The sequence below is a fragment of the Acinetobacter sp. CY17 genome, from assembly GCF_059515825.1.
Map to the genome: position 1 here is coordinate 22,488 of NZ_JCAKMX010000027.1, position 16,430 is coordinate 38,917.

General features: G+C 40.9%; 7 protein-coding genes. All 7 read left to right on the top strand.

Annotated features, from left to right (window positions below; all coding sequences use genetic code 11):
* Window positions 1-12 precede the first annotated feature (12 nt).
* Window positions 13-1,416 (top strand): amino acid permease, encoded by a 1,404-nt coding sequence (locus AC5YCI_RS14410; RefSeq protein WP_496130464.1) that lies wholly within the window; start codon window positions 13-15, stop codon window positions 1,414-1,416.
* A 174-nt stretch (window positions 1,417-1,590) separates the two neighbouring features.
* Window positions 1,591-2,997: an amino acid permease gene (locus tag AC5YCI_RS14415; protein ID WP_496175769.1), complete on the top strand. Its 1,407-nt coding sequence runs from the start codon at window positions 1,591-1,593 to the stop codon at window positions 2,995-2,997.
* 5 nt (window positions 2,998-3,002) lie between these two features.
* The gene (locus tag AC5YCI_RS14420) at window positions 3,003-4,031 is read left to right on the top strand and encodes an Ldh family oxidoreductase (protein WP_496175770.1); all 1,029 of its coding nucleotides are present in this window, start codon (window positions 3,003-3,005) and stop codon (window positions 4,029-4,031) included.
* 20 nt (window positions 4,032-4,051) lie between these two features.
* Entirely contained in the window at window positions 4,052-5,308 is a 1,257-nt protein-coding gene (locus AC5YCI_RS14425; RefSeq protein ID WP_496175771.1) for a D-amino acid dehydrogenase, read from the top strand.
* A gap of 540 nt (window positions 5,309-5,848) precedes the next feature.
* Window positions 5,849-7,594 carry a ShlB/FhaC/HecB family hemolysin secretion/activation protein gene (locus AC5YCI_RS14430; RefSeq protein ID WP_496175772.1) on the top strand — a complete coding sequence of 582 codons (1,746 nt, stop codon included), beginning with the start codon at window positions 5,849-5,851 and terminating at the stop codon, window positions 7,592-7,594.
* 37 nt (window positions 7,595-7,631) lie between these two features.
* Window positions 7,632-8,156 (top strand): toxin-activating lysine-acyltransferase, encoded by a 525-nt coding sequence (locus tag AC5YCI_RS14435; RefSeq protein ID WP_496130469.1) that lies wholly within the window; start codon window positions 7,632-7,634, stop codon window positions 8,154-8,156.
* A gap of 49 nt (window positions 8,157-8,205) precedes the next feature.
* Window positions 8,206-16,430 (top strand): two-partner secretion domain-containing protein (locus AC5YCI_RS14440; RefSeq protein WP_496175773.1); only part of this gene is annotated, 8,225 nt, incomplete at its 3' end.

A 16,430-nucleotide genomic window follows, 5' to 3' on the forward strand; every position in this document is an offset into this window, starting at 1 on the left:
TAAGGGATGTTAATGAGTCAAATATCACATTCACCAACACAACTCTCTGGAAATCTATCTAGTCGGCAAGTTACCATGATGACCCTTGGTGGAATGATTGGTGCTGGGTTATTTATTGGATCATCCTCGGCGATCGCGACAGCAGGTCCAGCTATTTTAGTGTCCTATGCTCTGACTGGGCTTTTAGTATTTCTGGTCATGCGGATGTTGGGGGAGATGGCAGTCACATCTCCAGATTCAGGTTCTTTTTCAACCTATGCAACTAAAGCCATAGGACCTTGGGCAGGATTTGGTATTGGCTGGCTCTATTGGTGGTTTTGGGTGTTAATTATTCCGGTCGAAGCGATTGCAGGCGCGGAAATTTTACATAGCTATATTCCTGACGTTCCTTCTTGGGCATTTGCCGTATTTATTATGATTGCCTTAACCGCCGCGAATTTACTGAATGTAAAAAGTTTTGGTGAGTTTGAATTTTGGTTTGCGTTAATTAAAGTCATTGCAATTTTAGCCTTTATTGTGATTGGTGCCATGGCTGTATTTGGTTTTTGGCCGTGGGCAGAGGTTAGTGGTATAGAGAGATTGTATAGCCAAGGTGGGTTTGCACCCAATGGTTTAGGGACAATATTGGCTGGTGTGCTGGTCACAATTTTCTCATTTTTTGGTGCTGAAGTGGTTTCAATTGCCGCAGCCGAGTCAGAAAATCCTCAAGAAAAGATTCGACGTGCCACTAACTTAGTGATTTACCGTATTGCTTTGTTTTACCTTTTGTCCATTTTCTTGGTTGTCGCATTAGTGGATTGGAATGCACCGGGCCTTAAAGAGATGGGGACATTTCAATATGTGCTGCATGTGCTCAATGTGCCGGGCACTAAGTTTATTATTGATTTTGTTGTGTTTGTCGCCGTGTGTAGTTGCATGAATACTGGAATTTATATAGCGTCACGGATGTTATTTTCATTATCTACACGTCGTGATGCGCCAGCCAGTATGATGAAATTAAGCCAAAGTGGCGTACCATGTCGTGCAGTTATCTTGTCGAGTATCGCAGGTTTTGTAGGCTGTTGGGCAAATTATGCATTTCCAGGAGAAGTGTTTAGTTTCTTATTATCGACCACAGGCGCTATTGCATTGTTGGTGTATTTAGTAATTGCCATTTCCCAACTTAGAATGCGACAACAACAAATACGTCAAGGTATTGAACCGAGTTTTAAAATGTGGTGTTTCCCATGGTTGACCTGGGCAGTGATCGGTGTGATTTTATCTGTACTCATCTACATGTTCTTGTCACCTGAATATCGCTATGAGAGTTACTTATCACTTGCAGTGACGCTTATTATTTTATTATTCTCACTGATTATTCAATACAAAAGAAAAAATGAAAATCTGTATTTAAAAAATAATCCTATCAATCATTAAAATAAAATTATATATGTAATACCCTCAAGTTTTGGGGGTATTTTTTTCATAAAAAATATATAAGGAAAAAAGGGAATAAATATAATCCTTAAATTCATAGCATTTAAATTTACTTTTATATATCTGAGGATGAATATGAATATTCAATACCAAAGATAATACAAAAGGTGAATAATGAATAATGATAATGGTGCTTTAAAGCACGCCTTATCTAATAGGCAGGTTTCCATGATTACCCTAGGAGGGATTGTGGGTGCTGGTTTATTTGTTGTTTCCGCAACTGCGCTCAATACTGTTGGCCCCGCGATTTTAATTTCATATGCGTTGACTGGACTAATGGTCTTATTTGTTATGCGTATGCTCGGTGAGATGGCCATTCGCAAACCTGATTCAGGTGCTTTTTCGACTTATGCGAGTGAGTCACTCGGTCATTGGGCAGGTTTTACCATTGGTTGGTTGTATTGGTGGTTTTGGGTTCTGGTTGTAGCATTTGAAGCAATTTTAGGTGCCAATATTTTTCATCACTATTTCCCAGAATTTCCATCTTGGTTATTTGCAGTCTTATGTATTTGTTTATTGGCCTGTACTAACTTAATGGACGTACGTAAGTTTGGTGAGTTTGAGTTTTGGTTTGCTCTCATCAAAGTACTTGCAATCATTGCATTTATTTTATTTTGTATTGCGGCATTAATGGGATTTTGGCCACTTGCACCTGCTGAAAATATTTCAGGAGTCGGTAAAATTTTAGAGCATGGTGGTTTGTTTCCAAATGGTTATGGTGCGGTGTTCACCGGCATGCTGATTTCGATGTTCACGTTTTTTGGCGTAGAAATGCTGTCGATCTTGGCTGCCGAGTCTAAAGATCCTGCTCGGCAAGTCAAACGTGCAACAAATATCGTGATTGCACGTATTGGCTTATTTTATATTGTCTCGATTTTCCTTGTACTGTGTATTGTGCCTTGGAATGCACCAGGTCTTAAGGAAATGGGGACTTTTCAATATGTGTTACACGTATTAAATGTGCCTGGTTCTCGCCTAGTCATGGACGTTATTGTATTTGTCGCGGTAACAAGTGTCTTAAATTCAGGGCTTTATACAGCTTCACGCATGCTTTATTCATTGAGCCAGCGTGGCGATGCAGCAAAATTTTTATCACAGGTCTCTAAACATAAAGTACCACAGGTTTCAGTATTAGCATGTACCGCAGTTGCTCTAGTGGCAGTTGTAATTAACTATGTATTTCCAGAAAAAGTGTTCATGGTCTTATTATCGACAATGAATGCAATCGGTTTATTGGTTTACTTAGTGATTGCCATGTCACAGATTGCATCACGTTCACGTTTAGAAAAACAAGGTGTAAAGCTTGATTTTAAAATGTGGCTCTTTCCTTGGCTGAGTTGGTTTGTCGTAGCTACGATTTTAACAGTACTCGGTTACATGTTTTTCTCAGAACAACATCGCTATGAAACTATTGTGACTTTAACGCTTGCAAGTTTAATTTTGATTATGAGCTTCCTCAGAAAACCACATAAAAAACTTACTCAGTCGCCTTTATCGACATCAATAAAATCAGAAGGATAAAACATATGGAAATCTCTATTGATACAGCATACGCGTTGAGTTTAGAAATTTTAAACCAAGCTGGATATAGCTTAGAACATGCGCAAACAATCACTGATGTTTTGATGCAAGCTCAGATTGATGATTGTCACTCTCATGGATTGTATCGCTTGTTGAATTGTATTCATTCTTTAGAACAGGGAACTGTTTCTGCAGATGCAAAGCCTGAAATTGAAACCTTAAGTTGTTCGATCATGCGTGTAAATGCAAAAAATGCAATGGTACCTTTATCTTTTGCAAAAGCGATGCCTCAACTTATTGAGCAAGCAAAGCAGGAAGGGATTGCATTGTTGGCAATCAATCATTGTGTACATACCACTGCTTTATGGTATGAAATTGAATTATTGACACAGGCGAATCTGGTTGGATTTGCTTGTACCTTAAATCATGCATGGGTAGTGCCAGAAGGCGGTAAAATACCGATGTTTGGTACTAATCCAATGGCTTTTGGTTGGCCACGCCCAAAGCAAGCACATCCTTTTGTATTCGATTTTTCAACCACTGCTATGGCCCGTGGTGATATTGAACTCTATCGAAAACGTGGAGAGCAGCTTCCGGATGGTTGTGGCGTAGATCAGAACGGTTTACCAAGTAATGACCCTGCAACCATTTTAGATGAAGGTGCGATGAAAACTTTTGGGGCACACAAAGGCTCTGCATTAGCGGCAATGGTCGAGCTTTTAGCGGGTCCACTTATTGGTGATGTTTTAAGCTTGGAAGCCCAGCGTATTGATGCAGGGGCTGGTGGGTCGCCATTAGGTGGTGAGTTTATTGTAGCAATTTCACCGGAAAAAATTCTGGGTAAATATGCGGATCAATATTTTGCAAAAGCTGAAGAATTATTTGATGGCTATCGTGATCAGGGACTGAGACTACCATCAGTTCGTCGTTATCAAGCGAGAGCGCGAAATATGAGTATAGGCACTGTACATCTTCAGGATCATATCTACCAAGCACTTATCAGTTATTTGAACAAGCTCAAGCTTGGCGCTTAAATTTAAAGGAATATTTCAGTATGCATATTATGGTTTTAGGTGCCGGCGTCATTGGTGTAACAACAGCCTACTATTTAGCAAAGTCAGGTTACCAAGTTACTGTAATTGATCGTCAAAAAGGGCCAGCATTAGAAACAAGTTTTGGAAATGCAGGGCAAATCACTCCTGGTTATTCTTCGCCATGGGCTGCACCAGGTATTCCATTGAAAGCAATGAAATGGATGTTTCAATCACACGCACCACTCGCCATTCAGATGACGCGAGATCATTTTCAATATCAATGGATGTTGCAAATGCTAGGGCAGTGTAATGCACAGCGCTATCAGATCAATAAAGAACGGATGGTTCGGATTTCACAGTTCAGTCGTGACTGTTTTGATCAAATTCGTCAAGAAATTAATTTTCACTACGATGCGAGACAACTTGGTACATTACAGATTTTTCGTACTGAACAACAGCTTGAAGCCGTTCAAAAAGATATTAAAATCTTAAAAGCTGAAAACGTGCCACATCGATTGCTGAATGAGCAAGAGTTACTCAACGTTGAGCCTGCACTTGCAAAAGCAGAGGTTAAAATTTTAGGTGGTTTACATCTACAAAGTGACCAAACAGGTGATTGTTATAAATTTACAACGCAGTTAGCTGAGCGCTGTAAGTCTCTAGGCGTGAAATTTATTTTCAACACTGAAATAGAACATCTCTTAGAAGTAAATCAGAAAATTCAAGGTATTCGTCTAACAGATAAACGTATTTTGACGGCTGATCAATATGTGCTTGCTTTAGGTAGCTATAGTCGAGGCCTAACACAACATTTAAAATTGAATTTGCCTGTCTATCCATTAAAAGGATATTCAATTACGACACCGATTGTGAACTCAGATTGTGCACCGGTATCTACTGTACTTGATGATAGTTATAAAGTGGCTTTAACACGCTTTGATGATCGCATTCGTGTAGGCGGTATGGCTGAAATTTGTGGCTTTGATAAAAGATTGAATCCACAACGTGAAAATACCTTAAAGATGGTATTAAGTCAGCTATTTCCACAGGCGAGTCGAATTGAAAAGACACAATTTTGGACTGGCTTTAGACCAACGACACCAGATGGCACACCGATCATTGGGCAAACACATGTTCAGAATTTATGGACCAATACTGGTCATGGCACATTAGGTTGGACAATGTCATGTGGGTCCGCACAATTGTTGGCAGAGTTAATTGCTCAGCGACAACCATCGATTCAAGCAGATGATCTGTCATTTGCACGGTATGCTTAGTTTTTAACTTTAGTATCATTATTAAATTAATCTTTAAACAGCCCTAGATATAATAGGGCTTTGATATTTACGATAGTTGTGACTTAAAGATCCGCCTAGTTAGTAGGAATAGTTTGTGTTACACAAAGGTATGCATATTGGATCTACCCTTAATTAATCAAAATTAAGTGATCATTCGACTATAAGCGTGACCTAATTTTGTGGAAGTTATTTAAGTGTAGTGATGTAATACAATTTGACACCAAAATTTCTAATTATTGATACACTTAAAAGTGGATAATTCACTCATTATTTAATAAATATGTGTTTTATATATCATATTATTTTACAATTCTTATTGTTTAGTATAGCTAAATTTGATTTTTAGTTTGTGTTTGTAGTTTTTCAAGTTATTGATATTAAATAATTTAGTTTGAGTATTTTTGTTTAAAATATTGTATTATGCCTATATCTTATTTTTTTGATTGAAAATGCCATTCATTTTTTTCTTGGTTTTGAGACAATAAAAGTGGATATCGATCATAAATATTTAGAATTTTAATGTTGAATTTGAAGTTTAAAAAAAGGGTTTTGGGTTTATTTTTTATATGTTCATGTAGTTCATCTATATTCGCTAATGAGCTTTTAACTGAACCTGTTGTCGTAGATCAGTTTAACCGTCAACTACAACGCGACCAAGCATTGGAAAAGCAGCTTCAGCCTGCTGCCACTGTGCAAACAGGTCTGGAAACAGCATTACAACAACAGCTGCAGCTGCAGTACTTAAAATCCAACAGTGAAGACCTCTGTTTTGAAATAAAAAGATTTATATTAATCGGGGAAAATGCCCGTGAATTCACTTTTGCCATGCGACCAGTTATTGAAGGTGAATACAATTTAATTGGCCGCTGCATTGGTGTGAAAGGCTTAAATCAGGCATTAGATTTAATTCAAAACCGAATTATCAGCCGTGGATTTATTACTACGCGTGTTCTTTTGCCACAGCAAAATATTGCTTCAGGTGAAATTCAGTTGCAGGTGATTGCAGGTAAAGTCGATCAGATTCAATTTGCTGAAGGTACTTCGAAACGTGCACATCAGTTCAATGCGCTACCGGTTAAAACTGGCGATATCTTAAATATCCGTGATATTGAACAGGGCTTGGAAAACTTTAAACGTGTACCGACTGTAGAAGCTGATTTTAAAATTCATCCCTCTGCTCAGCGTAACGAACCTGGCTATAGTGACTTGGAGCTGGCTTGGCAGCAGTCTAAGCCATACCGCATTCATTTAGGTATAGATGACGCTGGTTCGGAATCGACAGGTAAATACCAAGGTACGGCAACGCTTTCCTTAGACCATCTTTTTACTGCAAATGATCTGTTCTTTGCTAGCTATAACCATGATTTGGGCGGAGGTGATTCCGGCAAGCGTGGCTCAGACGGCTATTACCTCAGTTATAGCATTCCTCTGAATTACTGGCTGCTCAGCACGAGCTTAAGCCAGTCGGATTATCACCAGAATGTGGTCGGTACGAATCAAAGCTATAAATACAGTGGAGAAAGTAAACTGATCAATGTGGATATATCACGTGTGATTTATCGTGATGCACACCGTAAAACCACAGCCTCTTTCGGCGGTTGGGTGCGTGAATCAAAAAACTTTATTGAAGATGTCGAAGTAGAAGTACAACGCCGCAAAACCGCGGGTTGGCAGGCAAGTTTGGCGCATACAGAATATTTGTCTAATGCAACGCTGAATGGTGCAGTGACCTATAAGCGTGGTACAGGTGCATTTTCAGCGATGGCGGCGCCAGAGGAAGACTTTGGTGAAGCCTATACGCATGTTGGCATCTGGCAAGCCAATGCCAGCTTGCAAGTGCCGTTTAAAGTAGGTAATCAAAATCTGCAGTATTTAGCAGAATGGCGCATGCAACACAGCCAAAAACCGCTGACGCCGCAAGACCGTTTTTCTATTGGTAACCGTTATACCGTGCGCGGTTTTGATGGCGAGCAGACTTTAATGGCAGACAATGGCTTTTTAGTTCGCAATGAATTGAGTGGCTCAATGTTCAAACTGCCGATGCAGTGGTATGCCGGCGTGGACTATGGCGAAGTGGGTGGACAAACCGCACATCAGCCAAATCCTTTAGTCGGTACCAGCCTGATGGGTGCTGTCGTAGGCTTGCGCGGACAAGTGCTGAAGTCGGTCAGCTATGATATTTTTGCTGGTGCACCGCTGAAAAAACCAGATGGCTTTAAAACCGATGATTACACCACGGGCTTTAGCCTGAACTGGATGTATTGATTCAAGACATGACTGAATTAGAAATTGGTTTATTTAGATGAAATTTGAAAATGTAGATGTCATTTCGCCAGCACTTTTTCCAACGGAGCAATGGAATGAGGCTGAAGTCTTAGGCGCGATGACTTGGCTATGGTTTGTATCTGAAAATTGTAAACATTTATCCGTTTCAGATCTTGCTTTACAGATGCTACCCACTATTAAAAGCCGTCAATTTGCAGTTTTTAGTCAAAATTCTCAGCCATTAGGCTATATCTCATGGGCAAATCTGGACGCAAATCAAGAGGCGCAATACGTTCATTCTGAGCGTTGGATCTATACACATCCCAATTGGAATAGTGGAGATCGAATGTGGCTAATTCATTGGTTCGCGCCTCATGGGCAAAGTAAATTAATTAAACGCATCATTGAAAACTATTTATTCCCAAAACAATGTGTTAGAGCGCTATATCACAAAGGTGATATTCATGGACTAAAAGTCATGAATTTTCACGGGAAATTGGTTGAAAAAGTGGTAGCCAATGCTTGGATTAAGCAACATCCTATTTTAGCTAAAATACATTAAATCAATGAATTGAAACATAATTGAATATTAAGAAATAAGGCACACTATCATGAATAAGAATCGCTATCGCATTATTTTTAGCCAAGCTCGTGACATGTTTATCGCAGTTGCAGAAATTGTAAAAGGCAAAACCAAAGCAACTGGACAAACTAAAGCTTCAGGTGATGGCGATTCAGAACAAACCGCATCCTTGATGATAAATAATTATAAAAAATTAAACCCATTGAATTTTGCTGTGGTTAGCTTACTCGGCGCTGTGGTTTATACTTTACCGCTCAGCAGTATGGCGAATACACAAATTATTGCCGACAAATCAGCACCGAGTTCACAGCAGGCGACAGTGCTGAACAGCAGCAATGGCCTTACTCAAGTCAATATTCAAACGCCAAGTGCTGGCGGGGTTTCGCGAAATACCTATAGCCAATTCGATGTTGGGCAAGAAGGTGCGATATTAAACAACTCGCGCAATAATATGCTGACTCAGCTGGGTGGATGGGTACAAGGTAACCCTTGGCTTGCAAAGGGCGAAGCTAAAGTTATTCTCAATGAAGTGAATAGCAGTAATCCAAGTCAGCTAAAAGGCTATTTGGAAGTGGCGGGCAAGTCGGCACAGGTGGTGATTGCCAATCCATCGGGTTTGGTTTGTGATGGCTGCGGCGTGATTAATGCTGACCGCTTCAGCTTGGCAGCGGGCCAAGCCGTAGTGAATCAAGGTTATTTGGAATCATTCCGTGTACGTGATGGACAGGTGACGATTGAAGGCAAAGGCCTTAATGGCAGCTTAACGCCGTATACTGATATTTACGCACGTGCACTGAAGGTGAACGCTGGACTGTATGCCAATGCGCTCACCACGGTGCTGGGGCAAAATGATATTCATGTCAAAGATCAAACTGCACTTAAAGTTGACGCAATCAATGGTCAGTCTACTACACAAACTACAACGCCTGATTTTGCATTAGATGTTGCGCAGCTAGGTGGCATGTATGCAGGCAAGATATTCTTGGTGGGCACAGAGGCAGGCTTGGGTGTACGTAATGCAGGCTCGATCAATGCCACTGAAAATCAGCTGACTTTGAATGCCAATGGTGATTTGGTCAATACAGGCAACATCATTGCGAATAAAGATCAAATCGCCATCCAAGCGCACAATGTGGCTAACAGCGGCAACATTAGTGCAAAAAGCAAAATTCAAGTGGATGCGATAGACATTCAGAATAGTGGATTAATTGCGACCAGTGATGCACTCAAGCTCAATGCTCAGGTAAATATCAATAACGATACTGGGGTAATGAATGCGGGGAGAATTAATCTTAGTGCACAGAATTTAAGTAATGCCAAAGGTCAAATACAGCAAACGGGACAGCAAGAGCTGAATATCACAGCTAAAACTTTGGATAATCGCCAAGGTGTGATTGGGCTAGCGACGAAAGACAATACAGCAGGCAATCAAACAGGCACAACGGCACCGCCTGTCACAAACCCAGAGCAAAATTCATCTGCACAAGACAGCAGTTCAATTACGGTTGCTAAGCCTGTTGATTTAACGCCAAAAACATTTGATGCAGGTCAAATTCAAATTGCCCAAGGTATTCATAATGTGTCAGGACAAATTTTAAATAATGCGGATATTGGCCTGAACATACAGGACAGCATTATAAATAATGGCGGTGCAATCCAGCTGCCTCAATTGCAGTTCAATGGACAAAGCTTTGAAAACCAAGATGGACAACTCATTGCTCAAGTGGTGAATATCACTGCACACAATGTTGATAACCAAAAAGGATCCGTGATTGCAGGCGAAAGCTTTGATCTTAATGCTATGCAAGTGAACAATACATTAGGAAGGTTGCAAAGCAGCAAGAATCTCAGCTTAAAAACGGCGGGGCTTGAGAATAGCCAAGGTCAAATTGTCGCGGGGCAGCAATTCAATATTGATGCTTCACAGCTCAATAACAATAAAGGCATTATAGCCTCTGCCAAGAGCGATGTGGTACTGAATGCGGACCATTTAAATAATGCCGAAGGTGAAATTTTAGCGCAGAATCTTAAGCTGACAGCACGGCAGCTTTTAAACCAGCAGGGCAATATCTATGCCGCACAAAATGCGCAAATTGAGGCTGCTGATGCAGACAATAGCAATGGGCAAATTGCAGCTGAACAAGCGCTCACGATCAATACGCAGTTAAATGCACTGAACAACCAAAGCGGAAAAATGATCGCCAATGCGGTTGAATTAAACACAGGCCTATTAAATAACCAAGCTGGACTCATCCAAGGGAAGCAGTCGGTTAAAATTGATACGCATAACAATGCTTTAATTAACAAGGATTCGGGCAGTACCGCAGGCATACTCAGCCAAGGCAGCTTAGAGCTTGCCTATGTGAGCCAGCTCGATAACAGCAAGGGTTATATGGCCTCTGCTGGTTCAGCCCAAATAAGCGCACAGCACCTAAATAATAATGCGGGTCAAATCAGCAGCCAAACTGATTTAAACATTCAGCAGCAAACAGCGGGCGGACGAATTGACAACACCGCTGGACAAATCCAAGCCCAGCAAAATATTGATTTGAATGCAGACACGATTAATAACAGTGGAGCAGGAAGCCATATTGCTGCAGGCGAAAAACTGACTGCATCAGCTAATCAAGTACTCAATGCGCAAACCAAAGATGCAGCTGCCATTGGCGGTTTTGATGCAAAAAATATTGAGATCACTGCAGCCGAGTTGGATAACCAATCTGGCGTGATTCGTGTGACGGATCAAGCCAATTTAAACCTAAGCAAGCAGCTGAATAACCAGTCAGGCACGCTGAGCAGCCTCAATGCTTTAAATATTGGCACATCAAATAAAACACTCAGCGTCAATAATGCAGGCGGAGAGTTGTTGGCGAAAAACCAATTGAATCTCAAAGCGAATGAACTGATGAATCAGGGAGAGATCATCAGTGAAGGCAATATTGATATTGATCTGAAACAAAGCTACACCCATACAAAAGCTGACCAAATTTTAGCGAATGGAACATTGAAGCTGAATACTGAAAATGATGTCGTGAATCAGTCTGAACTGAGCGCGGGTCAAAAATTAGAAGTAAGCGCGAAAAATATCCGCAATGAAACAGGCGCGAGTCTTTCAGCGAATGAAACACATATAACTGCACAAGATATGGTACATAACCAAGGTTTAGTGAATGGTGAACTCACCCATATTCAAGCCAATCAGGTGTGGAATGATGGAGCCCGTATTTATGGCGGCCATGTGGCGATTCAAGCAGATACCTTAGACAACAAATCAAATGCTGCCGGTATAGGGGCTGTGATTGCCTCGCGCGGAGATATGGATTTAGGGGTGAAAGCACTCAATAATCAGTCAGGAGGGGCTGTCAAAGAGAAAGCACAAGACAATGCTTGGATCTTTAGTGCAGGCGATTTAAATATCGGCGGCAGTTTAGATCTAAATCTGAAAGCCCAAGGCAGTGCGGATCAAATTTATAATGGCAGTGCACGAATTGAATCACTTGGAGATATGTATTTAGGTGCCAAACAGATTCAAAATAGCAATGAAAACTTGGTGATTGAACTGATTGAAAAGTCCCGAGAAAAAATAACTGAATATGAAAAAAATGGGCAGCGTTGGGATTCGAAAGTCATTAAGCTTACAGATAGCGGCGATGCTGATAATGCGGTACTGTGGGTACCTGAAGTTGAAGGCGGTGAAGCGACGAAGGAAATAGGTGAGGACTGGACACACTATATTTATACCAACATCCATAGTGAAGAAGAAGTTCAGTCGACGAGTCCAGCTCAAATCATTGCTGGGGGGAACCTTAGCTTTGACGCTAATACTTCATTTCATAATAAAGATAGCCAGGTGCTGGTTGGTTTAGCAATTACCAACGGATTGGATAAAATTAATAATGATAACAACACAGATCTGCATCGTGTGGATGCGGTTGCCTCAGGCGGATACAGTCAATGGCATACCGTAGGCTGGAATACAAAAGGAACAGAACATCGCAATAAATGGGGAGATAAAGTGACTTATCAGCCAGCCCCAGTTGCTACAGTTTTACCGATTAAACTAGGAGTAGTGAAAGAATATACTCAAAGTCAGGGCAATATCGATCCGACTGAACAGCTGAATACCCAAACGGTACAACGTAATATTGATGCGGCCAATACAGTGGTGACGGCGCCATTGACCAGCCAGCAGCCTGAAAGCCAAGATGTGAGCATCAGAACAGTCACACAAGATCATTTAACCTTGCCTAGTAATGCGTTATATATCACTGCAAAAGGTAGCCAAGCGCAATATATCGTTGAGACTGATCCAGCATTTGCCAATTATAGAAACTGGTTATCATCAGACTATATGTTGGATGCGTTGGGGCTTGATCCAGCGATGCAGCAAAAACGAATGGGTGATGGTTTTTATGAACAGCGTTTAGTACAAGATCAAGTTGCTCAGCTCACAGGTTTCCGTTTCTTAGAAGGCTATGGTTCCGATGAGGAGCAATACAAAGCTTTGATGAACAATGGATTATCATTTGCTAAACAGTATGGATTACGTGTAGGGGTTGCACTGTCAGAAGCACAGATTGCTCAGTTGACCAGCGATATTGTCTGGCTAGAAGAGAAAACAGTAAAACTTGCAGATGGAACCACAGCTAAAACACTAGTGCCACAAGTCTATGTTAAAGCTCGAGTGGGGGATTTAAAAGGTGATGGCACACTCATATCTGCAAACTCAATCGATTTAAAAGTACAAGGAAACGTGTTCAATTCAGGTACGATTGCAGGTCGTCAAGCAGTTGTTTTAAGTGCTGACAATGTTGAATTGCTGAATGGCCGAATTCAGGCCAATCAAGTCGGGATTACCACTCAAAAAGATTTAAATATTGTTGGTGGTCAGATCCAAGCAGAAAAAACGGTAGATTTAAATGTTGGTGAAAACTTTAACTTAAGCAGTTCAATTCAAAACAGTCAAAACATATTCGGTGAGAGTACCTTTACATATACAGGCATAGATCGTTTAGCTGGAATTTATACTAAAACAGCATTGAATCAATTATCTACAGATACTGAAAATTTAACCCAAACCATTACAATCCGTGTGGGTAGCGATGCCAAATTAGTGGGTTCGGAAATTCAGAATGCCAATGGTCAAACGTCTATCCAAAGCCAAGGCGATTTAACGATTGGGGCAATTCAGACAAGTACGATCAACAAAGGTTATGCAAACGAAAAGAATTATAACTATTCCACTACCCAAGCTGATCAAGGTACTTCTATTCACAGTCAAGGCACGGTTGAGTTAAAGGCAAATCAAATTGCTGGCAAAGCTGTCGATCTTGCAAGTAAACAAGGTGATATTGTACTGAATGCACAGCACGGTATAAAACTTGAGAATGGCGAGGATTTGAAAGCAACTGATGTCGCTATGTCTGCTAAATCAGGAGGCATATTGGCACGGAGTACTGAGCGCAATGACATTTCGAAATCTAGTCAATCAATTGCGAACCAACTCAATGCAGGTGGAAATATTGTATTCAATACTGAGCAAGGTGATATCACAGCAACACATTTGAAAGCAGATGCTGGTGAAACAATTCAAATCCAAGCTAAAAATGGTGTTGTGACTTTAAACTCTGCACTAAATGAAACAAGCCAAAGTAGTACATCTGCAAATACAAACTTCGCAACCTATAAAAACCGTCAAACAGGTTATATCGACCAAGAAGTTACACAAACCCAACTCACCGCTGGCAAAAATGTTGATATCAATGCAGGGAAAAATATAGAACTACAAGCTAATGATGTTAAAGCAGGACAAAGTATCTATGTTGGGAATACATTGATGCAACGCCAAGCCAATGGCACATTAAAAGCAGTAGATGGCTCATTGATGCCTGAAAATGTGACACTTAGTAGCTTAGAAACCCATGACCAACAATGGGATGAGCAGCAGAAGGGCTATCGTGGAATTGTTAAAGATTTAGTCAAAGTAACTGCAATTGGATTAGCTGGCATAGAGGCATTAGCACCTGGCTTAAAAGTTGGAAAAATAACAGTGGGTGAGTCAAAAAGCTCAAGAGGAGAGCAAACACAACACACTGGAACAAGCTTAAATGCCGACAATGTCTATGCCGGATCTGCAGGTCAAACGACATTAACCAGTACCGATATTGCAGCAAAAAATACAATAATTTCAGGTCAACAAGTCACGCTGAATGCTGCTGAAGAACAGAATATTTCAGAGCATTCACAGAGCAAAGAAACGATTGAAGGCTTGGGTGTTAAGCTGAATAAAGACAATATTCGTTTAGGCGGATTTGTCAGTGAAGATGTGACGACAAGTAGTAAAAGCACAGAAACAACGCATAAGACAGGTTCAATCCAAACAGAAAATCTTAAAATTCAAGGTACTGATGGCGTAGATATTTTAGGTCAGGAAATTACAGCGACAGGTGATACTGTTATTGATCATGGCCGTGGTGAACTCAATATTGGCGGTTATGAAAATAAAACCACGGTTGAAGACAAAACACATACCGAAACCATCAGTACAGAGGTTGGTGTACGCAATGCCTACCTCGATGCTGCTTTGGCCGTTGTCGTTGTTAAAGATGCAGCAAAGGCATTGTCCGATACCAAAGATGCTTACAGCCAAGCACAGCGTGACCATGCTACAGGAAAAATTACCAAAGATGCTTTGGATGACAGCAAAGCGAATGTTGCAATGGCGACAGCAAATTTGGCGAGTGCGCAAATTGCTGTAGGTGCAGCTGCGGCTGCAGCCGCTGCGAGCACTGCAACCTATGGTTTTACCATTGGAGCGAATGGCGAACGTATTGAAACAACAACTACAACCAATACGCTGCAAGGTGAATGGCAGGGCAGTCATCTGGATTTAAATAATCTGAGACTGACATCTGAGAATCAGGATGTGAATATTCAGGGCAGCCGTGTATCTGCAACAGGTATAACCAGCTTTGACGGTACAAAAGATTTGAATGTGAGTGCTGGAACCGAGCATGGATCACAGGACAGCAGTAGTAAAACCAACAGTCAAAGTGTGAGTTATACCTATGGTGGCGGTGGTGGCGCTTCAATTGGTAAGCAAACCAGCAAATCACAAAGTGAAAGCCTAACGCATGTAAACAGTCAAGTTGAGCTGAACCAAACAGCTGGCAGTATTAACAAGCTGAATATTCAGGGTGGCGAGGTTTCTATTGCAGATCGCGGTAGCTTGAAAGTCAATGAAATTCATGTAGAAAGCTTGCAGGATACAGCGACTAGAAGTAATAGCAGTAAAGGTGGTTCGATTGGTGCAGGCTTTGGTTCAAGTGGTTTAAGTAACGTTTCAGCGGGTTATAACCAAAATAAAGGGAATAGTGACAGTGCTTGGGTAAATGTCACCAGTAAACTTTTAATTGGAAATGCACAGAACAATGCCGACCTAGATGCGATGGGTGTTAAAAACGTCACCAATATTGGTGGTGTAATTGCCAATGCAACTAAGAATAGTGATGGCACACTGACTGATCATGGCAAACTGAATTATACAGGTGCATTAGAACTCAAAGATATCGAAGACCACAACTATAACAGTAGCAGTGGCTTTAATGTATCAACGAGTATTGGTATTCCACAAAAAGGAACTAAAGAAGCCGCTAATCATCCCAAAGGTTCGACCACCATTGGTTTAAATAGTGGCGGGCAAGAAACAGAACAACTGACCAAGGCAACCTTAGGTCAAGGTACTGTGACGAATGTGACAGATATCACCAACCGTGATATCAACAACACGCAAGAAATTACTCGTGACCAAGTGACAGGCATGTTGAATGGTTCTGTAACTGTGGATAATCGTTTACTCACTGAAAGTGGTCGTGCTGAGATTATACAACAACAGAAAGATTTGCCAGAGAACTTTAGACAAAGTGCTGAAAACATTATCAAAGCATTGCCTGATAATACCTATAAACAACGTGCTTTAAGTTCGCTAAATAATATTCAGGCAGGATTGGCTAATAACCCTGAAATGTTAGCGAAAGGTGGCGATGAAGTTTATGAAGGGTATAAAGAATTTATACGTCAAGGTGGAGAGCCAGAACAGTACGAAGCCTTATTAAATAAAGAAATCTTACCACTTGCGAAAGAGCTAAATGATACAGCCAAACAAACATTGAATGAGATTCAGCAACAAATTGCTGAAGAATATCAAGTCAGTGATGATACAGCTCGTTCAATTGTACGTCAGGTTTTAACGGC

Excerpts from the sequence above, each read along its gene's own strand:
- AC5YCI_RS14410 (WP_496130464.1), top strand. The coding sequence starts at position 13 with ATGAGTCAAATATCACATTCACCAACACAACTCTCTGGAAATCTATCT.
- AC5YCI_RS14415 (WP_496175769.1), top strand. The coding sequence starts at position 1,591 with ATGAATAATGATAATGGTGCTTTAAAGCACGCCTTATCTAATAGGCAG.
- AC5YCI_RS14420 (WP_496175770.1), top strand. The coding sequence starts at position 3,003 with ATGGAAATCTCTATTGATACAGCATACGCGTTGAGTTTAGAAATTTTA.
- AC5YCI_RS14425 (WP_496175771.1), top strand. The coding sequence starts at position 4,052 with ATGCATATTATGGTTTTAGGTGCCGGCGTCATTGGTGTAACAACAGCC.
- AC5YCI_RS14430 (WP_496175772.1), top strand. The coding sequence starts at position 5,849 with ATGTTGAATTTGAAGTTTAAAAAAAGGGTTTTGGGTTTATTTTTTATA.
- AC5YCI_RS14435 (WP_496130469.1), top strand. The coding sequence starts at position 7,632 with ATGAAATTTGAAAATGTAGATGTCATTTCGCCAGCACTTTTTCCAACG.